This is a genomic window from Phaeodactylibacter sp., assembly GCF_022763345.1.
GTDB lineage: Bacteria > Bacteroidota > Bacteroidia > Chitinophagales > Saprospiraceae > Phaeodactylibacter.
Window position 1 is genome coordinate 128,080 of record NZ_JALEGS010000021.1, and the last position, 23,489, is coordinate 151,568.

Consider the following 23,489-nt stretch of genomic DNA (forward strand, 5'->3'; position numbering starts at 1 on the left):
TTATTCAGCAGTTTTGAAGGTGAGTCGGTAAAGGGGCTTCACAGCGGGGTCATCAGGGCTGTCCAGCAGGTGCAGGCGATTGTACTGCCCTTCCACCCAGGGCGTGACCATAGGGTCATAAAAGGCACTGCCTGGATTGCCGGAAGGGCCGCCGGGGAATACGCCCCACGCATTGGGCTGCTCACCCAACTCTACTACCATACGCCAGGAGGGGCCGTGTTCGGGCTTAATGGCATTGGGCGCGTCCCCATAGCCGCCTACGTCCAGGTCTAACCTGGAAAAAGCAGGGATCATGGCCATGTGCCCGATGTCAGTTGACTTATGCGCTGCCCAGGAGACCGGTGGCTGTTCCAGCGCTTTTTTCAGTGCCATTAGGACGACCTCCGCGGCGGTTTCCACCTCCGGAGTAGACTGATGGTCAAAAATGGCATGCCCGGGTTGGGTGGCCAGCAGCTCAATGAAGCGCCATTCTTCGGGTTGGAGGACTTCCAGTGAATCTTCCCATACGGTGAATTCATCAAAAGCGTGTGCGTAGGCCGCTTCAAACCAGTCCTCGAACAGGCTGGGTGCTTCCGCGTCCCTCGTAAAATTATAGTCCCAGTTTCTCAACGTTTTGACCCGTTCGTGCGCTCGTAATTCGGAAGCCGTGCTGTCGAGCAATTGCAGCAGTACCGGTAGGGCATCCTCCGGCTTCAGGCTGCGGCTGTCCAGTTGGAGGGCTTTCATATCCTCCACGGTAATATTTTCCATCTCGGCTAAGCGGCGGTTGATGTAGCGGCCCCGATAATCGTCAAAGCCGCCGTTGTAGTAGTATGGATAATCAGGCGCGGTTGACCGTTGGTTGGCGGAGGAGACAAAACCCCGCTCGGGATTGACGACACTCGGTAAGTGTTCGTGCGGGATGAAACCCTTCCACCCTGATTCGGACCGGCTGCCATCCTGAACGAAACGGCCCTGTTGATCTTCCTTAAGCGGTAGTTTCCCATTTACGGTAATCGCAATATCATTGGCTTTGCTGGCGAAGACAAAGTTCTGGGCCGGGCTTTCCCACCCACGCAAGGCGGCTTGGTAATCCGACAGCCCCTGCCCGCCCATTAGCCGGGTGAATACTCCAAGCGCGTAAAAAGGCTTTTCTGCCGGCTCATCGTGAGCCAGCCAGCGCATTGCCATGTCATGCTGTGGGTGTTCCGGGTCATCGTAGGTAACTGGGCCCCAGATGGTGTAGCGAACGGTATCCAGCAGGGGTTCATCGCGCCCTTTGACCTGAATGACTTCCACGACTTCCCGCACCGGTTTTTCCTCCCCATCAATCCGGTAGGCTGTTTTCTCCGGGTTCGCCCAGTCGATCCGGTACCAGTCGAGCACATCATGCCCTACATTGGTGACCCCCCAGGCCATATCTTTGTTAAAACCGATGATGATGCCCGGCACGCCCGGAAAGGAAACGCCGTAAGCATTGTAATCCGGTGTCTGCATCTGCACTTCATACCAAACTGCGGGCAGGCGGAGCTGTAGGTGGGGGTCATTGCATAGGATGGGGGCTCCGTTGGCTGTTTTTTCGGCGCTCACCGCCCAGTTGTTGCTGCCTATGAATGGCGAGGGTAGCTCGAAGGGCGTCCGGGTGGCACCACTGCTCAGCATGCTGTCACCGGTTGCAGAAGGCGCCAGGGGCAACGGATTGAAATCCCACTGAACAACATCCGGAATAATGGGGGATTGCTTCGGGTTATGCTCAGGGTAAAGCACCTGGAAAAGGCTGTCGCCAAGCAGTAACCGCGCGTTGGTAGCAGGGATGTCCTCGTGCCGGCTGCAAAGGGCTTCTGACATGGATTTGTAAAAAGCGGCGATGTGCAGTGGCGTCCATGGCTCCGGCGCATAACCCAGCAACTTGAATTCGATGGGATAGTCTGCCGGGCTAAGGCTATTGATATACGCATTGGCTCCCTCGCAGTAAGCGTTGATGATGGCAGCTTCCTCCGGAGAGGACATCCACTTTTTCAACGCATTCTCAGCCCCCCACAGCAGCCCTTTGCGCCGCTGTAAACGATCGCGTTCCAGGGTACGCTCGCCCATCACTTCAGATAGGCGCCCGATGGTCGCCCGTACCGAAATATCCATCTGCCACAGCCGGTCGCGGGCATGAATATAGCCTTGTAAGAAAGCGGCATCCTCGTTGCTTTGCGCAAAGATATGGGGCACGCCCCGCTCGTCGAACAGGACTTCGCTTGGAGCGGAAAGTTGGGGAAATACCAGGTTTTCGTCCGGAAATTTATCGGCTCGTTCTGCATTTTGCCAAAAGCCGGTAAAAGGGCTTAGGAATTGGCCTATTGCGGGCAGGGGAGACCCCAGGGGCTGGTGCAGGCTGGCCAGTATCGTCAGGCCGGTTGTCAGCAGCAGGGCAAAGAAAAACCTTATCTGTCGCATGTTGTTAGTTAGGGCAATTTAAAAAAGAAAGATATGAAAACTTCCTGGGCTGTCATGGGCCTTTTTTTGATTTGTATGGCCTGTAGCCCCGATTCCACTGAGCGTCAAAAGGGTACGGGAGACCGCCGGTTCCGTACCACCCCGCCCTCCCTGCTGTATTTCAAGAATATGCGGAGCACGCAGTATACGGTGGCGGAACAGCCCAAGAGCCGCATTGAGCTGTACCGGCTCAGTAAATTTGAAACCATCACCAGGCGCCCGGCCCTTTATCCAGTCATCGCTAACAACTGGCTGGAGGATGAAGCCTACCTTTTCCTGCAGCCCAATGACTGGGAGGCGGGCTTCCTGTCGCCTTTGACCCTCTCGCAAGATACCAGCTGGTCTTCTGAAACCCTGCAACTGCAACCGCCCACGCCAGTGCAACAATATGAACTGGGGCTGCGCCTCTACGAAAGCCTGAAGCAGGGCGAAACCTGGTATGCCGCTGCTGCGGATTCTACCTTCGCCCCGCTTTTTGAGGATGGAGACGAGCGGGCGTACTTTTTAATGACAGTCCGGGATTACCTCAAACTTACGGATAGTAAGGATTAGCTTTCACGGGTAAACACAAAATGCTGATCTTTGGATAAGTCTGTGTTTAAACTATAGCCGTCCATATCGAAAGCTTTGAGGCCTTCCGGGCTGGTGATGCGGTTTTTGACAGCATAGCGCGCCATCATACCACGTGCCTTCTTGGCGTAAAAGGCGATGATTTTGTATTTCCCGTCCCGGTATTCCTTGAAGTCAACCTGATAAAGCTTTCCCGCTAGGTCTTTGGGCTTCACAGCAGAGAAATACTCCTTGGAAGCCAGGTTGATGACACTTTTGTCCTGCCCGTTGGCGTTTAGGTCGGCGTTGAGCAGCTCGGTGATGCGGCTGCCCCAGTATTCATACAGGTTTTTGCCGCGTTCGTTTTGGAGCTTGGTGCCCATTTCAAGCCGGTAGGGCTGCATGAGGTCCAGCGGGCGGAGCACCCCGTAAAGCCCGGAGAGGATGCGGAGATGTGCCTGCGCGAATTTAAGGTCTTCTTCTGAGAAGTCCTCTGCGCCCAGCCCAACGTATACATCGCCCTTGAAAGCCAAAACAGACTGCTTGGCATTACTCATGTTAAAGGGGCGCTCGAAGTCCTGATAGCGCTCTCGGTTAACGGTGGCGAGGTCTTCGCTGATTTTCATGAGGTCCATGAGCTCTGATTCTGATTTGTCTTTCAGAATGTCAATCAGAGGCTGACTGTCACTAAGCAGGCGGGGCTGATCGTGCAGATCTGTGGACGGCTCAGTATAATCGAGGGTCTTGGCTGGTGAAAGTAGTAAAAGCATGTCTATGTTTTTATGTCACAAAGTCGTTGTTTTTGTATCTATTTTGCACTTTGCCTACTGATTGAGTCAAATGGAAAAAAGTGTGACACTGCAAATACTAATTAGGGCTGTGCAAATTCGTCACGAAAAAATACAGGAATCTGTTGTGTTTTTCGTATTTTGCATGTCATAAAGCCTGTGTAGGATGTCACAAAACCAAATATATTAATTTGGCTATTATTATAATTCATCCTATGTTTGTGACAAGCACTTAAGAAGTAGTTTTTGTGTTTATTTGTTTGGGTTAGAGGCCCTTACTTCATTGCAAGTAAGGGTTTTTTTATTCCCCTTGTTAGGGGGGCACCTGAAATAACCCAATCATGGCAAAAAGGTTTTTGGGCTTCCATAGGCGTGGGCTATTGCCTGTTGAGAATGGATTGGTGGCATAAAGCTCAGCTTAATAAAAAGCCCCGGACTGAGAATCAGTCCGGGGCTTTTGTAGTACAACAGTAACTGAGTAATAATTACTGATTGTTGAACATATTGCCTTCATTGGCAGGCAGGCCTGCAGGCTCTTCCGGCTTCTTCACCACTTCACCCTTGATGGTCAGCATCTGCTTCTCATCACCGGCGTTGGTCGTCAAAGTTACCCGCTTGGTGAATTTGCCAAGACGGTTAGTGTCGTAGCGAACTTTGATTTCGTTAGTTTCACCTGGTGCGATTGGCTCTTTTGGATATGTAGGCACGGTACAGCCACAGCTGCCTTTGGCATGCGTGATGATCAGAGGCTCTGTGCCCGTGTTGGTAAACTTGAATACACGGTAAGGGTCAGATCCCTGCTCAATCGTGCCGTAGTCTACGGTTTCAGTTTCGAAAGACATTTGAGGGCCTTCCTTGGCTTCTTCGGCGGCAACCGGAGTGGCAGCAGCATCATTCTGACTGAATCCTACAGTAGCTACCAGGGCCAGCAGCGCTAATACGGAAAATACTTTCTTCATCACGTTATTCTTTTTTTGATAGATCACAAATAAATTGGATGCGACCCAAAAATACAGTTAATGCTACCAATATAAAAGCTGAACCGCTTACATTATGGTTAATGAGTTGTTAATCCACCCTTTAACAAGTGGTTCGGACCGGCTTATGATCTGAACAAATACAGGGTTTCTTTGTCTATTTCGGTGGGGTTTGTGCCAAATTTTTTGTATATTAGCACAGTTAAAACCAAGCCCTTTGAAATTAAATTTTGCAAAAGCGCAAAATAAACCAAATTATAACCAGTACAACTGATAAAAGTATGCTAGACCATTCTTTCACCCGTGAATCTGCGAATTCAGAAGACGGGCCATCCAGAGCATCAATTATCAAAGATTTTGAAATTTGCTGTATCAGCCGGGAAACCAGCTTGTTAGCCCGCAAGGAAGTGCTGACCGGAAAAGCCAAGTTCGGGATTACCGGCGATGGCAAAGAGGTGCCTCAGGTAGCCATGGCCAAAGCGTTCCGCAAAGGCGACTGGCGCAGCGGTTATTACCGTGACCAGACCTTTATGTTCGCCCTCGGCCTGGCAACGGTGGAAGACTTCTTTGCCCAGCTTTATGCCGATCCTGAAAACGATCCTTTCTCCGGTGGCCGTCAGATGAACGGCCACTTCGCTACTCCTACCATTGATGACGAAGGTGAATGGCTCGACTTGCTCAATCATTATAATGTTAGCGCAGATATTTCCAGTACCGCCGGGCAGATGGCCCGTTCACTTGGACTAGCCCTGGCTTCCAAGCATTACCGTGTGAATGCAGAAATGTTAAGTGGGGGGGACTTCTCTCAGGACGGTAAGGAAATCAGCTTTGTAACTATAGGTGATGCCTCGACTTCTGAGGGGGTCTTTTGGGAAACCGTCAATGCCGCTGCCGTACAGCAGGTGCCGCTTGCGATATCAGTTTGGGATGACGGCTACGGTATTTCTGTGCCGATTGAGTACCAAACGGCTAAAGCGAGTATCTCTAAAGCCCTTCAAGGATTCCAAACCGAAGGCGATGATACTGGCATAGACATCTACGTAGTCAAAGCTGGCAATTATCCGGAACTGGTGGAAACCTACATGAAAGGTATCGCCAAAATGCGGGAGACCCACCGCCCGGCACTCTTCCACATTACAGAAGTCACTCAGCCACAGGGGCACTCCACTTCCGGTTCTCACGAACGCTACAAGTCAAAAGAGCGCCTGCAGTGGGAAAAAGACCACGACCCCATCCTGCTAATGGAGCGGTGGATGGTCAGGGAAGGCATCTTTACCGAAGAGGAAGCGAAAAAAATCCGTAAAGATGCCAAAGCTTATGCTAAGGAGTGCCGCGACAAGGCTTGGAAAGCGGCGAACGCTCCGACCAAAAAGCGACTAAAGGACCTCAAAGCAATCTTTGATCAAATCCCGGCGGATGATGGCCCCTGCGACGAACTTAAGCAAGAGCTTGACCGGCTCATGCACCCGGTAGACGGGGAGGTGACACAAGTTGCCCGACGTATGCTCTTCCAAGTTATGGGGGGCGAGCTGGATGCAGAAACCAACCTCCGCAACTGGATTGAACAATCCTATCAGCTGGCCCACAAGCATTACCACGCGCACCTGTACAGCGACTCCCCTCAGGCAGCCCTAAATGTACCGGTAGTGCACAAAGCGTTTTCTGATGAATCAGAAGTGAAAAATGGCTACGAAGTCCTCAACGCATTCTTCGATAAAAAGCTGGCGCAATACCCGGAGCTTTGTGCTTTCGGTGAAGATGTTGGCGATATTGGCGATGTGAATCAGGGTTTCGCAGGCATGCAGCAAAAGTATGGTAAAGGCCGGGTCTTTGACGCTGGCATCCGGGAATGGACCATCATGGGGCAGGCCGTTGGCATGGCGATGCGTGGCCTTCGCCCCATCGCAGAGATTCAGTACCTCGATTACCTGATCTACGGATTGGAACCCCTAATGGATGACCTGGCAACAGTACGCTGGCGCAGCAATGGCCAGCAAAAAGCACCGGCTATCATCCGTACACGCGGGCACCGGCTGGAGGGCATCTGGCATGCTGGTTCGCCTATGGGCATGATTTTGAACGCCCTGCGTGGGATGTACGTCATTGTGCCCCGTGATATGGTACAGGCGGCCGGCTTCTACAACACCATCCTGCAGTCTGATGACCCGGCTCTGATCGTGGAGTGCCTGAATGGCTACCGTTTGAAAGAGCGTGTGCCGGATAATCTCGGGGAGTACACCATTCCGTTGGGGGTACCAGAAGTGCTGCATGAAGGCCGGGATGTGACGGTGGTCACTTACGGCTCTTGCGTTCGCGTAGCGCAGGCAGGGGTACAGTTGCTAGAACAGCAGGGCATTTCAGTAGAGTTGATCGATGCGCAGACCCTTCTGCCTTTCGACCTCGAGCACATTATCCTCGAATCCCTGAAAAAGACCAACCGCATTATTTTTATGGATGAAGATGTGCCTGGTGGCGCTACAGCATTCATGATGCGGGAAGTGCTGGAAGTACAGGGCGGCTACCGCTACCTTGACTCCGATCCTGTGACGCTGACCGCGCGTGCGCACCGCCCGCCCTACGGTTCCAACGGGGATTACTACACCAAGCCCAGCCCTGAGGATGTCTTTGAGCAGGTTTATAAAGTGATGCATGAGGCGAACCCAGGACATTTTCCGGGTAAATTGTAATGAACCTCAATTCGAAGAGTGCAATGCCCAGATTCCGGAATTCAACCGGAGCCTGGGCATTTTTTTAACCCTCAACATTTTGCTCAGTACCCCCGTGCATCATCATCCGGGTTACGGAAATCACCTGCCGCGTGGAGTGTACCATCCTTGTCCTTTAGGATAGCCTTGATCACTGCCATGCGCTCAATTTCGCGGAACGTATGCCCCATGGCCCTTAGTTGTGCCATGGTGCTGTCGGGCAGGGCACCCCGCTCCACCAGGATTTCATCAGGCAGCCATTGGTGGTGGAACCGCCCGGCATTTACCGCCTCCTCTAAGGACATTCCAAAGTCAGTAACATTGGTGATGACCTGAAAAACAGCCGTAATGATGGTGGAGCCGCCCGGTGCGCCCAGGACCATATACAATTGTCCGTCCCGCTCCACAATAGTAGGCGTCATGGAGCTCAGCATCCGCTTTTGGGGAGCAATGGCGTTAGCTTCTGCACCCAATAGCCCAAACTGATTGGGTACGCCGGGTTTGGCACTGAAGTCGTCCATTTCGTTGTTAAGAAAGAAGCCACCGCCCCGTACCCAGACCTTGGAGCCAAAGTTGGAGTTGAGCGTTGTGGTGATGGATACGGCCTGCCCTTCTGCATCTACCACAGAGGTATGCGTGGTTTCAAAACTTTCCTTGAGCAATTTGAAATCTCCGGCAATGATATTGTCGCTTGGCGTAGCCTGTGCAGGGTCGAAGTTGGCCATTTGCCGGTCGAGATAAGCCCGGCTCATGAGGGAGTCCATAGGCACATCGTAGAAGTCGGTATCGCCCAGGTGGGCTGCCCGGTCGGCGAAGGCTCGGCGTTCTGCTTCCACCATCAGATGGACGGTCTCAGCGCTGTGGAAGGATTTTTCGTGCAGGTCAAAGGGTTCCACCATATTTAACATCTGCGAAAGCGCCACCCCGCCGCTGGAGGCTGGGGGCATACTGATGACGGTATAGCCCCGGTAATTGGCACGGGTTGGGATGCGCCAGGCAGGTTCATAGCTCTGTAGGTCCTCCAGGGTGAAGATACCGTTGCGGGACTGAGATTCCTGTACTATAGCTTCGGCTACAGGGCCTTCGTAGAATCCCCGGGCGCCCAGTTGTTGAATCCTGCGTAGGGTGCGGGCGAGGACCGGCTGTTTAAGGATGTACCAGGCCTCGAAAGTATCGCGGATGAAAGGGTTAGGCCCTTCGTTGTAGGTACGGAAGGCTTCCTGGAATCCATTAAGGCGTTCGGCTTCGGCAGGGGAGATGGGGTAGCCCTCTTCAGCCAGTTGTATGGCAGGCTCTAGCAGCGCACTCCAGTCTTTTAGGGCGCTGTATTTTTTAAAGGCCGCTTCCATACCTGCTACCGTACCGGGAATGCCGGCGGCCAGCGCATCGTTGCGGCTCAGCCCTTCGACGACCTGCCCGGTGCTGTCAAGATACATGTCCCGCTGAGCCGCGAGTGGCGCGCGCTCCCGGTAGTCCAGTGCATCCGTACTGCCATCGGGCTGCCGGAGCACCATGAAGCCCCCACCTCCTAAGTTGCCCGCCCGGGGGTAGGCTACCGCCATGGCAAACTGCACGGCAATGGCCGCATCCACTGCATTTCCACCTTTTTTGAGAATGTCTATACCGACTTGCGTCGTCAACGGGTGAGGGGAGACCACGGCGGCTTCATTCGCCAGGGCTGTTTTTTGAGCAGTGTAGGGAGGAGCCTTGGTCTCAGAGCCGTTACAGCTCCAAAGCAGGACCAGAAAAAACAGTATCAAAGTGTGGTTTTTCATTTTTGGCACGGTTGTTGGTATTAGTTAGATGTCATTGAAAAACGAAACTACATCAAAATACTAAAACACCGGAATATGGGTGCAGAATGCTGCGCCTTCGGTGAGAGAGCCAACTTCGAAAGGGATTATACCGGTGTGGCCCGTTTCCATACTTCTTTAGATTGGTAAGGAGAGCAGTGTGGGGCAAGATCACCTGCTACACGGGCTGCACTTTTTCCTTTGAAGTGTCAAGAATGTTTGTTTGTTAGTAGCCAAAGGGCTACTGGTTTACTGGCTTTTGGGTGCTGCCGCACAGTGTGCGAGCAGCACTTTTTGTATTTAGGGTACAAAGAAAGGCAGCCCGCGGGTGCAGACTGCCTGTGAAGTGAATATTTCACTTGAAATACATGAGCAAGGTGCGCTCAATGCTTATTCTGCCGGGTCTTCCTGCAGGGTAAAGGTGCGGGTGACCGGATTGAGCGGCGCATCTACTTTATTACCTTCGGCATCAACGAGGGTAAGCGTGATGGTGTTCTCGCCCATTGGCAGGCCCTCAATGTAGTAAGGCTGCCAGGTATCAATCATATGGTCTTCTCCGTTGATAGTCGCTTTGACCATGTGTTCGTTGCCGAAGCCAGGTACATTGACTGGGTAGAAGTCGAGCATGACCTTTTCTGTCTGAGCTTTACCGGTGTACGTGCCCTTGGGGCGGCTGTAGAAAAGAATAGGTTCTGTAATATTATCGACCGCCATGAAACCATTGTTTTCGATCGTTACTTTCTTAGCAACGTGGGCCTGATCAGTCTTGATACTCTCGTGGTAGGAGCGGGAAAGAAAAGCAAGCATGTAGTGGTCGCCGTCTTCGATTTCGTAGTCAAAGGACGCTTCGTATTTAGCAGCGTAGGGCTGATCATCGATGATTAGGTGGATGTGCTGTCCTTTGGCACTGTTGGCACACATTTTAGCGTCTGCGTCGGGGGTTTGTACACCGAGTTCGTACGTTTCTCCGCTTATCGTGAAGTCGAATTTTCCGGCATCGTAGGTGACCCCTTCAATGGCCGCATCAGGATAAGCTTTCGACTCACTGAATGGCGTAAGGAAATATCTGGTGGCGGGTTTGGCATCTACCGCAGTGGTATCAGCGGTGGTTTCTTCGGTGGTGCCGGTGTTGCCACCGCTTTGGCAGCTGGTAAAAAACAGGGCAAGCACAAATAACAGGCTTAGCGTTCTCATCATTAATCTGATTTTGGATTGATGTGTTAATAATACGAAGGTAGCTGTTCCAAATTAAACAACTGCTCCATACCTTTAACAAGTGTGAAAGGGCGGGCAAGGTTTAGCATCCTTTCTATATTCAGACAGAAAAGCGACCATCACTATGGCTAACGATATAGTAGAATTGAAAGTAGAGGGCATGACGTGCAATAATTGCGCGGCCAGCCTGAATAAATTTCTGGAGCGCAAGGGGCTGGAAGAGGTGTATGTGAATTTCCAGACTAAGGAAGTGCGCTACCGGGAAACGGCATCTGGCATCGACCGGGAAAAAGTCAGGCAGGGCATCCACAAACTGGGCTTTTCGGTGGTGGATGAAGACAGCGATACCAAAGGGCCCTGGTGGACGCTGGAGCGCAAATTGCTGATCAGTGCCATTTTTACTTTCCCGCTGCTGATGTACCACTTCTTTATGATGGCGGGTGTGGAGTTGGCCATCATGGAAAATTACTGGTTCCAAATGGCCCTGTGCCTGCCGCCTTTCGTGATCGGGTTCCTGCACTTTGGCCGCTCGGCCCTTAGCTCGCTTAAGGGAGGTGTGCCCAATATGGATGTGCTCATCTTTGTGGGCAGTACAGCAGCTTTCGTTTACAGCCTGGTGGGGACGCTGCTTTGGGAAGCCAATTACATTTTTTATGAAACAAGTGCGACGATTGTCACACTGGTGCTGGTAGGCAACTGGCTCGAAAAGCGAGCGGTGGAGCAGACCACGACCGCGATTGGGGAGCTGACGAAGCTACAGGTGGAAACCGCTCGGAAGATCATGCCATCCGGAGCGGTGGTCACGCTGAAGCGGGAAGAAGTTAAAGTAGGGGATACTCTGCTGGTGAACGAAGGCGATAAAGTACCCCTGGATGGCCAAATCCTGCAAGGGGAAGCGGCTGTGGACGAGTCCATGCTGACGGGCGAAAGCCTGCCGGTGAATAAGTCGGTTGGTGACCGGGTCATCGGGGCCTCGGTGGTCGTTGGCGGTTCTCTGAAAATGGAAGTCACGGCAGCGGGCCGGGATACGGTGCTGAGCCAAATGATAGAACTGGTGAAAACGGCTCAGCAGGACAAGCCGGACATACAGCGGCTGGCAGATAAAATCAGTGCTATTTTCGTGCCAGTGGTGTTGAGCATTGCTCTTCTGACGCTGCTGCTGGGGCACTTCGTCTTTGGGCTGGCTTTCGGGCAGGCACTGATGAATGCGATTGCTGTACTGGTGATTTCCTGCCCCTGCGCGATGGGCCTGGCTACGCCTACAGCTGTGATGGTAGGCGTGGGGCGTTTGGCGAAGAATGGCATTCTGGTGAAAGGCGGGCAGACCCTGGAAGTCTTCTCCCGCGTTAAAAAAGTTGTCTTCGATAAAACGGGCACACTGACCACAGGCGATTTCCGCATCAAGCATATTGAGTACCATCAGCCGGATGAGGCTCGGGCAAACGCCTTGATTTATAAACTGGAGCAGCACTCTTCTCATCCTATTGCACAGTCTCTTCTACGGGAGATGGAAAGCCGGGTGAATGGCGTAGCGGTGGAGTTGCAGGAGGTAGAAGAACTGAAAGGGCGCGGCCTGCAGGCACTGGACGAACATGGGCATACCATTCGGCTGGGCTCTGACCGGATGCTGCCGCCACAGGTTACCGGGGAGCCAGGAGCCCTCTATCTGATCGAAAATGATACCCTGTTAGCAACGATCACTTTAGCAGATGATATCAAGCCGGATGCAGCAGAGACAGTAGCTTACCTTAAATCCCAGGGTAAATCTGCAGTGCTTCTGAGCGGCGATCAGGAGGCGAAGGTAGCTGAAGTGGCAGGCAAACTTGGGATTGAGGAGTATTATGGCGCCCAGTTGCCGGAACAAAAACTGGAACGCATAGCTGCCCTTTCCGATCAGGTGCCTACTGCTATGGTCGGCGATGGTATCAATGATGCCCCGGCACTGGCCAAGGCGACCGTTGGTGTTTCGCTAAGCAATGCGTCCCAGGTAGCCATCCAATCCGCGCAGATCATTCTGCTAAACGGTAAGTTGGAGTACCTACGCAAAGCCTTTGGCATTTCGGAGCATACGGTATTGACGATCAAGCAGAATTTATTTTGGGCTTTTGCCTACAACATCGTGGCCATCCCGATTGCGGCTATGGGCTTTCTTAACCCGATGTGGGGTGCCCTTTTTATGGCGTTTTCTGATGTGGTGGTGATTGGCAATTCCATCCGGCTACGGTATAAGCGGATTAAGGCTTAATTGTTAAAACTTCCCCGGCCTCCGGTTGTTCTGCCAGCAGAAAACATACTGCATGAATCGTATTTTCTTGTTTATCCTGGTAACAGGTTGGCTCGCACTAAGCTGTGAGCAGGAATTCGTGCCCGCCTCGGCTGACCTGCCTCCGGAAATCGTAGTGGAAGGCTACATTGAAGCGGGAAGCGAGCTGCGCCCTCCTTTTGTCATTCTTTCCCGGTCTACATCCTTCTTCTCAGAGTTTAGCGCTGAGGATTTCAACGAAAACTTCGTCAGCGGAGCAGAGGTGCGTATTACTGATGGTCAGGATACGGTACAATTGGAAGAGGTGTGTCTCAATGAATTGTCTCCGCTGGAAAAACAGCTCGCTGCTGATGCCTTCGGGCTTGCAGTAGACAGCCTCGGCTTCAACTTTTGTGTGTATATTGATATGAGTTTCTCAATGATAGGAGAAGCGGGTAAAACGTATACCCTTATGGTAGAAGCTGAGGGCCGTCAATTACTTGCGGTAACGAGTATTCCGGAGCATGTGCCGATCGACTCCCTGCGGTTCCGGCCTCCACCGGGCGAGCCTGTTGATACCCTGGCACAATTGGTGGGTTACCTGAAAGACCCCGCAGGCACTCCCAACTTTTACCGCTATCAGGTAGGTACCAATGGCGGCCCGATCATCAGTCCGGGGGCTTCTGTTACAGATGATCGGTTGTTTGATGGCGAAGTGGTGGAGTTCCCGCTCTTCCGCCCTATTCCCAGAGGAAGTGCGGATATTGACTTGGAGACTTTTGGCTTTTACACCGTTGGTGATACCATCACTGTAAAGTGGATAACTATAGACGAGGCCCACTTTGATTTCTGGAATACCGTGGAGTTTAACACCGCCAATCAAGGCCCCTTTTCCAGCTATACGCTGATTGAGTCTAATGTGGAAGGTGGGCTTGGCATCTGGGGCGGCATTTCAGCATCCTACTATACCTTGCCGGTGTCGCGGTAGAATAGGAAAAGTTCTTACTTTTACGGCGTATATGGAAATCAGCAAACATCAGAAGACCGCATTGGTATTTGGAGGCTCCGGTTTGGTCGGCGGTTTTGTGCTCCGGCAATTGATTGCGCACCCTGCCTACAAACGGGTAGTCAGTTTTGGACGGCGCAAGCTCGACTTTGAGGGCGAAGGGCTTGAGCAGCATATTATCAATTTTGATAAAGCCGCTGATTACCAGTACCTCATGGAAGGGCAGGATGTCTTTTCCTGCCTGGGTACAACTATGGCTAAGGCCGGTAGCAAAGAGGCATTTTACAAAGTGGACTTCACTTACGCTTACGAAACTGCAAAGGCCGCGGCAGCCGCAGGAGCCAATCAGCTGATGCTGGTTTCTTCCGTTGGGGCAGATCCGGACTCCCTGTTTTTCTATTCACGGGTAAAGGGGGAACTGGAAGCTGCAATCCGGGAGCTGCCCCTGTGGGGCATACATATCTTCGAGCCCTCACTGCTGCTGGGGCCAAGGAAGGAACAACGCCTTGCAGAGCAATTGGCTGTGCGCCTGACCCGGGGCATTGCTCCTTTCATCCGGGGTAAAGTGGTAGGCAAATACCGCCCGGTGGAAGCCAAGGATGTAGCAAAAGCGATGATTGCTGTCGCTCAGGGATTGCAACCCGGTCAGATTGTGTATGATTCGGAAAGGATTTATGAAATCGCTAATGCCGGTAGAGGGTTGATCGAAGGCTAGGTGGTGCCATCGGGCTAAAAAAAATGAAAATCAGAAAATAACATGGCAGACGAAGTTAAGAAGTGGTCAGAAATAAAAATAAATGTAGGGCTGGATGCTGAAAACATGCCTATCGACATACAATGGGCATCGGTAGATGGGCCTGACGGGCCGGAGCTGCAGTCCGCTAAAGCCTTTCTGTTGTCTATTTTTGACCGGGAGACGAAAGATACGCTTAGGATCGACTTGTGGACTAAGCAGATGCAGGTGATTGAAATGGACCGCTTTATGTTCCAGACCCTGAGAGCACTGGCGGATACCTACTACAAAGCCACTCAGAACGCTGAGTTAGCTGCTGATCTGCAGCGCTTTGTGCAGTACTTTGGCGAAAAGACAGAGATCATTCCCAAAGGAGGGCAAAAATAATTGTAACGCCGGGGGCAGAGTTTTGGAATTTCGCAAGGAACCCCTTACCTTTGCCGTCCGGCGAGCACACACGACCAGCTCCCGCTGAACTCCCCCAGGGCGGAAACGCAGCAAGGGTAGGCAGGTTGAGCGGTGCGATGTGTTGCTCGCCTTATTTTTTTCTCCTTCCAGATATCTCACCAAACTATTGCGGATACCACAGGTTTTATCTCTGAAACCTATTCTGAAAATACTGTAAAACCAACCTGCAATATGAAGTTTTTCGTTGATACGGCCAGCCTTGATCAAATTAAGGAAGCCAATGAATTAGGTATCCTGGACGGTGTAACCACCAATCCTTCTCTGATGGCAAAAGAGGGAATTACCGGTCAGGACAACATCTACGCCCATTACCAGAAAATCTGTGAAATCGTGGATGGCGATGTGAGTGCTGAGGTCATCTCCACTGATTTCGAGGGCATCATCAAGGAGGGAGAAGCACTTTCCAAACTGGCACCGAATATCGTGGTGAAAGTACCGATGATTAAGGACGGCGTTAAAGCGCTGAGCTACTTCCGTGACAATGGCATTCGCACCAACTGCACCCTGGTCTTTTCTGCTGGCCAGGCGATCCTGGCTGCCAAAGCAGGCGCGACTTATCTGTCCCCATTCATCGGCCGTATTGATGACATCAGCTGGGACGGTATCGGCCTTATTGAGCAAATCGCTGAAATTTATGCCATTCAGGGCTATGAAACGGAAATCCTGGCGGCTTCTATCCGTAATGCCAAGCATATCGTGGATGCTGCCCGTGCCGGAGCGGATGTCTTCACTTGCCCGCTCGATGCCGCTATGGGCTTGCTGAAGCACCCACTGACGGACATTGGTCTGGAGAAGTTCCTGGCCGATCATAAGAAAGGGAACGGCTAAGCTGAGGAAGCGTATAAAAAACAGAAAGTCCCGGATCCATTAAGTTGGTTCCGGGCTTTTCTTTTGCCGGTAGGGGTGATTGTAAAGTTTTAGCCTTTTCTTCAAAGCTTTCCGAGAACATACTCGATCAGTTGGTCTACCGATTTCTTGGGATCAGGGCTGAACTGCCCGGCCGGCCGGTTCGCCAGTATGACGTTAGTGGACAGTGCCTGGTGGCCCAGCATACGGGAAAGCCCGTAAATGGCGGCAGTTTCCATTTCAAAGTTCGTGATGGGCGTCTGGCCAAAGTAAAAGTGGCCGAGCTGCTCCATCCGTTCGGTATTGAATCGGGGCTGTAGCCGGAGTTGCCGCCCCTGAGGCCCGTAAAAGCCAGCCGCCGTTAGCGTAATACCAGGATGCATGCCCTGCCCAACCGTCTCCAATAGCGCCCTGCTGCCAGCGCAAACGTAAAAGGGCAGGTCCATCTTCTCTTTGAGGAAAGCGCGGAGTTCATCCTCCAGCTCTGCCTCAGCCAGATTTTGCTGGTACTGGTAAAAGGAAAGCATATTGTCGAGCCCGATACCATAGGCTGAAGCCACAAAACTGTCCACCGGAAGGTCTGCCCGCAGCGAGCCGGAAGTGCCGATCCGGATGATATTCAGCGCAGTATGCTCCGCTTTTGGCGTACGGGTTTCGAAATCAATATTGACCAGCGCGTCAAGCTCATTAATGACGATGTCAATATTGTCGGGGCCGATACCGGTAGAAAGCACGGACAGCTCTGTCTGCCCGATCCGGCCGGTATGGCAAACGAACTCCCGTTTTTCCTTTCTCACCCGCACCTCGTCAAAGTATTGAGAGACCCGGGCTACCCGGCCGGGATTGCCCACCGTAATGATGGTAGGGGCAATATCCTCCGGGCGGAGGTTAAGGTGGTAAATACTGCCGTCGGCATTTAAGATGAGTTCGGCATTGGAAATGCGTTGCATCGTTTATCTTTGCTGAAAAAAAGATGAAGAAAATTTATCACTTGTCCACTTGCAAAACCTGTCAGCGCATCATCGGGGAACTCAATGGCGGAGAGGGCTTTGTCTTGCAAGATATCAAAACCGAGCCAATTACCGAAGCACAGCTACAGGAGATGTATGATATGGCGGGCTCGTATGAAGCGTTGTTTACTCGGCGTTCCCGAAAATATCGGGCTATGGGGTTGCACGAGCAGGAATTGAGCGAAGCCGACTACAAGCGCCTGATCCTGGAGGAATATACCTTCCTTAAACGCCCGGTGGTTGTAGTGGAGAATGAGATCTTTATAGGCAACAGCAAAAAAGTGGTGGCTGCTGCTGCGGAAAAGGCGGGCATCAGTTAGCAAACTCAATAGAGAAAATAGTCCCACCGCCCGGGCGGTCGCTGATTTCGATACTTGCACCGAGACTGTCGGCGAGCCGCTGAACGATAGCCAGGCCAAGACCAGTGCCTTCGTACTGAGACCGGCCGTGTAACCGATAGAACATTTCAAAAACTTTGGGCTTGAATTCATCCGGTATGCCAATACCGTTATCGATAACCAGTAATCGGGGATTCTCGGTTTTCAACGCCTGCCGTACTATGATCATGGGCGATTTATGTTCGTTGTACTTCAATCCGTTTTCGACCAGGTTTTTGAGTATGATGTAGAAGTGGTGTGGCGTACCTTCCATGAAGGTTAGGTTTTCGCTGTAGAGTTTGGCATTTTTAGCTTCGAGCTGCGGCTGAAGGGCCTCCTGTACCTGTGCCATGATTTCGTTCAGATCAACCCTTGTCAAGGCCGTTTTATTGTGTCCTCCGCGCACCTGTGCATAAGCCAGCACATCCTGAATCAGGGTATGCATCTGCCGGGCGCTGCGTTTGATGTGGCTGAAAAAATCCCTGGCGTCTTGATGGTCCACCCAGAGTGCCTTTTTTCGCTCCAGCAGCGTAGTAAAGCTAATGATATTGCGAAGTGGCTCTTTTAAATCGTGCGAAGCAATGTAGGTGAACCTTTCCAGTTCCTGATTGGACTGTTCCAGTTCCTGGTTTGCCCTTTGCAGTTCCTGGGTTTGCAGTTCTACCTGTAGCTCCAACTGCTGGCTGAACTGGCGGCGCTGCCACAATAAGAACAGGGTGGTGGAAAGCAAAAGCACCAGTACAAGTACGGTTAGCAGTGCCAGGCGCCTCTGATTGACGACCTTTTGCTCGGCCTGTTCCTTTTCCAGCGCAAGGATTTCGTTGGCACGGTTCTTCTGAGCCACTTCGTAGTTGACTTCTAACCGGGTTAGCTCCTGTTGTTTTAGGGTACTGGACAGGCTGTCTTTATAAAACAGGACAGAATCCTGCTCTGACAATGCCTGCTGGTACTGACCGGTTTCCCGGTAATACCGGCTCCTAAGTTCGTGCAGCAGCAATTGGTCCCCTAGTGCCATCGAATTTTGGACAGGAATGTGTTGAAGTGTTGCCCAGGCTTTGGTGTATAGCTTATTGTCCAGGTATAACTCACCGAGTTCCAGAATAGCGTAGTAGGCACCGAGTGGATAGTTGTTTTCTTCGCAGAGGCTAATCACCTTTTGCAATACGTTTTCACTGAGTTCCGTACGTTTAGCATCCCGGTGGATAATGGCGATATTGATAAGCGTGTGTACTTCGGTGGTCAGGTCTTTATATTCCCGGCTTATATTGAGGGCTTTATTGAAGAGCAGCAGTGCGGAATCCAGTTGTGTGGTATCCTCCATCTTGATCATACCTTCTGTAAAGTAGGCTTCCAGGAGGACCAAAGGGTCATCAGACACTTGTGCTTCTGCGATAGCTTGAGCCATATATTTTTCACAAGCTGCTTCATCTCCGCTGTTGTAATACAGTAAAGCGATGTTATTGAGGGTGTAGACCCGCCCCAGGGTGTCATCTGTAGTGTAGTCCAGCGATTTATGAAACCGGCTGAGTGCCTGCTGGGCATCTCCGGCATCCATATCCACTAAGGCAAGGTTGTTATAGGCGTTGGCGAGATTCGTACTGTCGTTAATTCTGAGCGCCAGATTGAGTGCCTGTTCCGTCTTTCGGATGGATTCAGCAAGGTCGCCCCGAGCCGAAGCGACAGACCCCTGTAGGATGTAAGCCCTTGCAATGACCGAGGTATCTTTTCGTGCAATGCCTTCTTTCTCCGCTAATTGAGCATAGTGGTAGGCCGAATCGAACTGATAAACACTGTAAGCGTAGCTGATGTCATTGAGAAGCACTCCTCGTTTTAAAGGAGGAGGGTCAGCATGCAATAAGCTTTTCAGGCTGTCAACCGGCGCATCATATTGGCTGAAAACGGGCACCGTTATCAGGATCAAAGGGATGATCCGGAAAAGGCGTCGACAATGCCTTTGCAATATGTATATGTGTGCCTTCAGCAAAGGGTTGTATTTTGTGCAATTGTTGAGTTCTAGCCACTAAAATACGAAAATTCATTATGTATATCGATAAACAGGAAACCATTTTGGTTTTTCGAGCCCATGCAGAAAAGACAGGTTTTAGTTGGGGAAGTGAATGGTAAAGATCGTGCCTCCACCGGAGCGGTCGTTTATTTCTATGGTTGCTTCAAGGCTTTGAGCCAGGCGGTCTACAATAGCCAGCCCAAGTCCGGTGCCCTGGTATTTCGAACGTCCGTGCAAGCGGTAGAACATATCGAATACCCTGGGTTTGAACTCATTGGGAATGCCAATGCCATTGTCAATGACCAATAGCTGAGTGGTATTCACTTTTTGTTCCTGCCTGACGATGACGATTGGCGCGCTGCTTTCGTTGTATTTGAGCCCATTTTCCACCAGGTTTTTCAGTATGATATAAAAGTGGTGGGGAGTCCCCTTTAGGAAGGTTAGGTTTTCGCTGTAAAGCCTTGCGTTCTTCTCCTTCAGTTGGGGCTCCAGAGCTTCCTCAATTTGGGAAAAAACCTCATTGAGGTCAACGGGGATGAGTTGACTTTTTTCCTGTCCGCCCCGAACCTGTGCATAAGCCAGTACGTCCTGAATCAGGGTGTGCATTTGCTTGGCACTGCGTTTGATATGGGCAAAAAAGTCTACTGCCTCCTGATTGCCCTCCCAAAGCTCTTTTTTACGTTCGAGCAGCATGGAAAAGCTGATGATATTCCGAAGCGGCTCTTTCATGTCATGGGAGGCAATATAGGTGAACCGTTCCAGCTCCTGATTGGATTGTTTTAGCTCTTTATTGGCCTTCCGGAGTTTTTCTGTCTGAAGGGCTACTTGTTCTTTAAGGCGAAGATTGAAACGGCGCTTCTGCCAGAGCAGGTACAGGCTGGTCGTCAGTAGAGTCAGGAGTACAAACAAAACGGATACTCCCCGTCGTTTTTGATAGAGTGCTCGCTGCTCAGCCTGTTCTTTTTCCAGTGCAAGGATCTCATTTTCCCGATTTTTTTGCTCGACCTCGTATTTTATCTCCAGCCGGGTCAGCTCCTGTTGCTTTTCTGTACTTGCCAGGCTGTCTTTATAAAAGAAGATAGAGTCCTGTGTTGCCAGTGCTTCCTGGAAGCGCCCGGTATTCCGAAAGTACTGCACCAGAAGCTCGTGGTAAGCTAACTTATCACCAAGGGATAGCGGGTAGTTCTTTGGGATTTGCTGAATGGCTTCCTGAGCTTTGTCAAATGCGCTTTCATCCAGATAGGAGGTAGCCATTCCCATTTGGCCGTAAAATATCCCAAATGGGTATCCTATTGCTTCAGAAAGCGCGATAACTTTCTGGAAGGCTCTCCGGCTAAGTTCCTGGCGCCCTGCTTCACGGTGGATCACGCCAATGTTAATCCATCCTTGAATTTCAAAAGTGGCATCCTTGTTTTTTTGGCTGATGGATATGGTCTTTTCGAAGAAGAACAATGCAGAGTCTAGTTGAGCACGGTCTCCCATAGCTAATTTACCCTTAGTGTAGAAGACCATCTGCAAAACTTTTGGGTCCTTAGAGGTCTGAGCTTCCTGAATGGCCTGATTCATATACTTTTCAGAAGCGGTCTCGTCCCCGCTGTGGTTATAGAGCAGTGCGATGTTTTTTAGCGTATAAATCCGCCCAAGCGTATCGATAGTAGTGTGGTCTAAGGACTGCTGAAAAAGCGTGAGTGCCCGCTTTGCATTACCGGCCTTCATATCAATCAATGCAAGATTGTTGGAGGCATTGGCGATATTGACGCTGTCGCTTATCGAAAGCGCGAGATTCAGCGCTTGTTCGGTTTTTCGAATAGCCTCAGGCATGTTGCCGGCAGAAGCCGCGGCAGAGCCTTGTAGTGTCAAGGCACGTGCGATAACTGCGGTATCGGAGTGCGCTATCCCCTCTGCTTCTGCTAACTTCGCGTAGTAAACAGCAGAGTCTAGTTTGTAGGAATAATAGGCGTAGCTAATTTTATTAAGGAGGGGTCCCCGGTTGGCTGAATTGGTTCCCCCTTCTAGCTGCATTAAGAGGCTATCTAAAGGCGGGCCCGACTGGCCGGAAGCAGACAGCGCTGCGGTCAGTACGAATGCTCCCCAAAACAGGCGTTTACAATGCCTTGACAATATGAATAGGTGCGACTTGAACAAAGGATGTATTTTGTGCAACTGTTAAGTCCTGAACACCAAAATACGAAAATCAATTATGGTTATTGATAAAAAGGAAATCATTTCATACTTCAAAACGCTGCAGGATAGTATCTGTCAACAGCTGGAGGCGGCAGACGGCGGGGGCAAGTTTCAGGAAGATGCCTGGGAACGCCCCGGTGGTGGCGGCGGACGCACCCGTATCCTTCAGGGAAACCGCATCGCAAAGGGGGGCGTCAACTTCTCTGCAGTACACGGGGAGATGCCGGAGCGAATTACCCGTGCATTGGGAGTTGAGCCTGGCCGCTTTCTGGCTACCGGCGTAAGTATCGTACAGCACCCGGTCAGTCCAATGGTGCCCATCATCCACATGAACGTTCGTTACTTTGAAATGGAAAACGGGCTGTATTGGTTTGGAGGAGGCATTGACCTGACGCCGCACTACATTGACAAAACAGATGCGCGGTATTTCCACGAACAGCTAAAGACCGTTTGCGACCGGCACCATCCGGAATTTTATACCCGGTTCAAAAAGTGGGCGGATGATTATTTTTATTTGAAGCACCGTAAAGAAACGCGGGGCGTGGGGGGCATTTTCTTTGATCGCCTGAATGAGGATAACGAAGGGCTTTCAAAAGAGGCTGTTTTTGCCTTTGTGAAAGAGGTGGGGGAGCTTTTTGCTCCTGCCTACAGTGAGTTGATCGCGCGAAATCAGGACAAGTCCTACGGAGAACGGGAGCTGAGCTGGCAGGCCCTGCGCCGGGGCCGTTACGTGGAGTTCAACCTGGTCTGGGACAAAGGCACCAAATTTGGTCTCGATACGGATGGGCGTACCGAGTCCATTCTCATGAGCCTGCCTCCGGTTGCCCATTGGGTATACAGCCACCAACCGTCACCGGGAAGCCCGGAACAACAAACGCTGGACTTGCTAAAGAAGAATATCGACTGGCTGTCAGTTGCAGATTAGTGTGACCATCTCCGTCTGTACGACATTGCTTAGGTTGCCTGCCCGGTCCTGAATTTGGACCTGGTAAGAGAAGGTATCTGAGGGTACTCCCGGGATCGGGCCAGAGCATCCCTGCTCACCTTCCACAAGGCAGCACAGCTGTGACACCTGATTCGGGAAGCGCAGAATAATTTCACCGGAAATGCCGTTACCTACGCCTTCTTCCGGAATAACCGGCAATTTTCGGATTTCCGGGAAGTCGGGCGTCCGGCTATCTGTTATGAAAATATCAATGGCAGAGTCATCATTGCCCAGGTCGCCATCGCCATCCGTAAAGCCCAGACGGAGGACCAGGGTGTCAAAGGGAGCATTGGCTCCTCCCTGGGGAAAGGTAAGTTTGTTAAAACCGATGTACTCAAGTTCAGGCTCTACGGGGTAGTCCGGTGGTTGGACACAGCTGAATGCAGCGAAACCTAAAGCTAGAAGCAGTACCAGGGAATTCGTTCTCATTTGAAAAATTTTTCTGTTGAAACGCATTTGGGTTTTGAAAGCTGGGCATATGTCAAAAGTTGGAAACCATATCCGAGCCCAATGCCCATAAGATTAAGCTTTGCGCCAAATAATAACCAAACAAAACAATTAAAGAGGAGTTGGGTGAAACTTGGCTCAATGTCAAAATTGAATTGGCTTTTTGAACAGTGTCTGTCAATCACTACTCGCATAGGATAGTAACGGTTTCAGTACGTACGGCATTGCTTAAATTCCCTGCCCGGTCCCGAATTTGTATCTGGTAAGAGAAAGTCTCTGAAGGTACACCTTCGATCGGTCCGGCGCATGCTTCCTCCCCCTCAAGGCAGCAAATTTGGTCTATCTTGTTTGGAAAGCGCAAAATAATTTCACCGGAGATACCATTGCCCACGCCTTCTTCAGGGATAACTGGCAGTTTGCGGATTTCCTGGAAGCGGGGCGTCCGGCTATCCGTTATGAAAATATCAATAGCGGAGTCATCATTGCCCAAGTCGCCATCGCCATCGGTAAAGCCCAAACGGAGGAACAGGGTGTCGTTGGGGGCATTAGGTCCGCCCTGTAGTATAGTAAGTTTGTTAAAACCAATATATTCAATTTTGGGTTCTATGGGGTAGTCTTTTGGTTTTACGCAGCTGATCAGCGCCAGGCTAAGACCAAGAATCATTACCAGGGATGTCGTTTTCATCGGAAAAATTT

Annotated in this window: 19 protein-coding genes and 1 other RNA gene; 10 read left to right on the plus strand and 10 right to left on the minus strand. The window is 51.3% G+C overall.

Annotation, left to right across the window (positions count from 1 at the left end; genetic code table 11):
• Positions 1-2,424 (minus strand): penicillin acylase family protein, encoded by a 2,424-nt coding sequence (locus MRY86_RS06020; protein ID WP_293564641.1) that lies wholly within the window; start codon positions 2,422-2,424, stop codon positions 1-3.
• Positions 2,425-2,457: 33 nt separating this feature from the next.
• Here MRY86_RS06020 and MRY86_RS06025 point away from each other — a divergent pair, with 33 nt between their 5' ends.
• Positions 2,458-3,015, plus strand: a complete 558-nt coding sequence (locus tag MRY86_RS06025; RefSeq protein WP_293564643.1) for a hypothetical protein — start codon at positions 2,458-2,460, stop codon at positions 3,013-3,015.
• On the opposite strand, the gene yaaA is transcribed toward MRY86_RS06025, so the two are convergent.
• Positions 3,012-3,782 (minus strand): peroxide stress protein YaaA, encoded by a 771-nt coding sequence (gene yaaA / locus MRY86_RS06030; protein WP_293564645.1) that lies wholly within the window; start codon positions 3,780-3,782, stop codon positions 3,012-3,014. The genes MRY86_RS06025 and yaaA overlap by 4 nt on opposite strands.
• A 503-nt stretch (positions 3,783-4,285) precedes the next feature.
• Complete coding sequence (locus tag MRY86_RS06035) at positions 4,286-4,759, minus strand: DUF1573 domain-containing protein (protein WP_293564647.1); 474 nt, start codon at positions 4,757-4,759, stop codon at positions 4,286-4,288.
• A gap of 299 nt (positions 4,760-5,058) precedes the next feature.
• On the opposite strand from MRY86_RS06035, the gene MRY86_RS06040 reads away from it, so the two are divergent.
• Entirely contained in the window at positions 5,059-7,464 is a 2,406-nt protein-coding gene (locus MRY86_RS06040; protein ID WP_293564649.1) for an alpha-ketoacid dehydrogenase subunit alpha/beta, read from the plus strand.
• A gap of 83 nt (positions 7,465-7,547) precedes the next feature.
• On the opposite strand, the gene ggt is transcribed toward MRY86_RS06040, so the two are convergent.
• On the minus strand, positions 7,548-9,257 hold the full coding sequence (ggt, locus tag MRY86_RS06045) for a gamma-glutamyltransferase (RefSeq protein ID WP_293564651.1): 1,710 nt from the start codon (positions 9,255-9,257) through the stop codon (positions 7,548-7,550).
• 408 nt (positions 9,258-9,665) lie between these two features.
• Positions 9,666-10,472 carry a hypothetical protein gene (locus MRY86_RS06050; protein WP_293564653.1) on the minus strand — a complete coding sequence of 269 codons (807 nt, stop codon included), beginning with the start codon at positions 10,470-10,472 and terminating at the stop codon, positions 9,666-9,668.
• A gap of 142 nt (positions 10,473-10,614) precedes the next feature.
• On the opposite strand from MRY86_RS06050, the gene MRY86_RS06055 reads away from it, so the two are divergent.
• The 6 genes from MRY86_RS06055 (at position 10,615) to fsa (ending at position 15,767) form a co-directional block, all read left to right on the plus strand.
• Entirely contained in the window at positions 10,615-12,735 is a 2,121-nt protein-coding gene (locus tag MRY86_RS06055; RefSeq protein WP_293571068.1) for a cation-translocating P-type ATPase, read from the plus strand.
• 52 nt (positions 12,736-12,787) lie between these two features.
• Entirely contained in the window at positions 12,788-13,720 is a 933-nt protein-coding gene (locus tag MRY86_RS06060) for a DUF4249 domain-containing protein (RefSeq protein WP_293564000.1), read from the plus strand.
• Positions 13,721-13,751: 31 nt separating this feature from the next.
• On the plus strand, positions 13,752-14,453 hold the full coding sequence (locus tag MRY86_RS06065; protein ID WP_293564002.1) for an NAD(P)H-binding protein: 702 nt from the start codon (positions 13,752-13,754) through the stop codon (positions 14,451-14,453).
• Positions 14,454-14,495: 42 nt separating this feature from the next.
• The gene (locus MRY86_RS06070; protein ID WP_293564004.1) at positions 14,496-14,858 is read left to right on the plus strand and encodes a gliding motility protein GldC; all 363 of its coding nucleotides are present in this window, start codon (positions 14,496-14,498) and stop codon (positions 14,856-14,858) included.
• Positions 14,859-14,916: 58 nt separating this feature from the next.
• Positions 14,917-15,013, plus strand: an RNA gene (gene ffs, locus MRY86_RS06075) — signal recognition particle sRNA small type.
• A 97-nt stretch (positions 15,014-15,110) separates the two neighbouring features.
• Complete coding sequence (fsa, locus tag MRY86_RS06080; protein WP_293564005.1) at positions 15,111-15,767, plus strand: fructose-6-phosphate aldolase; 657 nt, start codon at positions 15,111-15,113, stop codon at positions 15,765-15,767.
• 101 nt (positions 15,768-15,868) lie between these two features.
• Here fsa and MRY86_RS06085 read toward each other — a convergent pair whose 3' ends face one another.
• Positions 15,869-16,735: a nucleoside phosphorylase gene (locus MRY86_RS06085; RefSeq protein WP_293564006.1), complete on the minus strand. Its 867-nt coding sequence runs from the start codon at positions 16,733-16,735 to the stop codon at positions 15,869-15,871.
• Positions 16,736-16,758: 23 nt separating this feature from the next.
• Here MRY86_RS06085 and MRY86_RS06090 point away from each other — a divergent pair, with 23 nt between their 5' ends.
• Positions 16,759-17,115: an ArsC/Spx/MgsR family protein gene (locus MRY86_RS06090; protein ID WP_293564007.1), complete on the plus strand. Its 357-nt coding sequence runs from the start codon at positions 16,759-16,761 to the stop codon at positions 17,113-17,115.
• Here MRY86_RS06090 and MRY86_RS06095 read toward each other — a convergent pair.
• Complete coding sequence (locus MRY86_RS06095; protein WP_293571069.1) at positions 17,108-19,093, minus strand: ATP-binding protein; 1,986 nt, start codon at positions 19,091-19,093, stop codon at positions 17,108-17,110. The genes MRY86_RS06090 and MRY86_RS06095 overlap by 8 nt on opposite strands.
• Before the next feature lie 180 nt (positions 19,094-19,273).
• Positions 19,274-21,322: an ATP-binding protein gene (locus tag MRY86_RS06100; protein WP_293564202.1), complete on the minus strand. Its 2,049-nt coding sequence runs from the start codon at positions 21,320-21,322 to the stop codon at positions 19,274-19,276.
• Positions 21,323-21,377: 55 nt separating this feature from the next.
• On the opposite strand from MRY86_RS06100, the gene hemF reads away from it, so the two are divergent.
• Entirely contained in the window at positions 21,378-22,286 is a 909-nt protein-coding gene (gene hemF, locus MRY86_RS06105; RefSeq protein WP_293564200.1) for an oxygen-dependent coproporphyrinogen oxidase, read from the plus strand.
• Here the strand turns inward: hemF and MRY86_RS06110 are convergent.
• Both MRY86_RS06110 and MRY86_RS06115 read right to left on the minus strand, forming a co-directional pair.
• Positions 22,272-22,775, minus strand: a complete 504-nt coding sequence (locus MRY86_RS06110; protein WP_293564198.1) for a hypothetical protein — start codon at positions 22,773-22,775, stop codon at positions 22,272-22,274. The genes hemF and MRY86_RS06110 overlap by 15 nt on opposite strands.
• Before the next feature lie 202 nt (positions 22,776-22,977).
• The gene (locus MRY86_RS06115) at positions 22,978-23,478 is read right to left on the minus strand and encodes a hypothetical protein (protein WP_293564196.1); all 501 of its coding nucleotides are present in this window, start codon (positions 23,476-23,478) and stop codon (positions 22,978-22,980) included.
• Between the last annotated feature and the right edge of the window lie 11 nt (positions 23,479-23,489).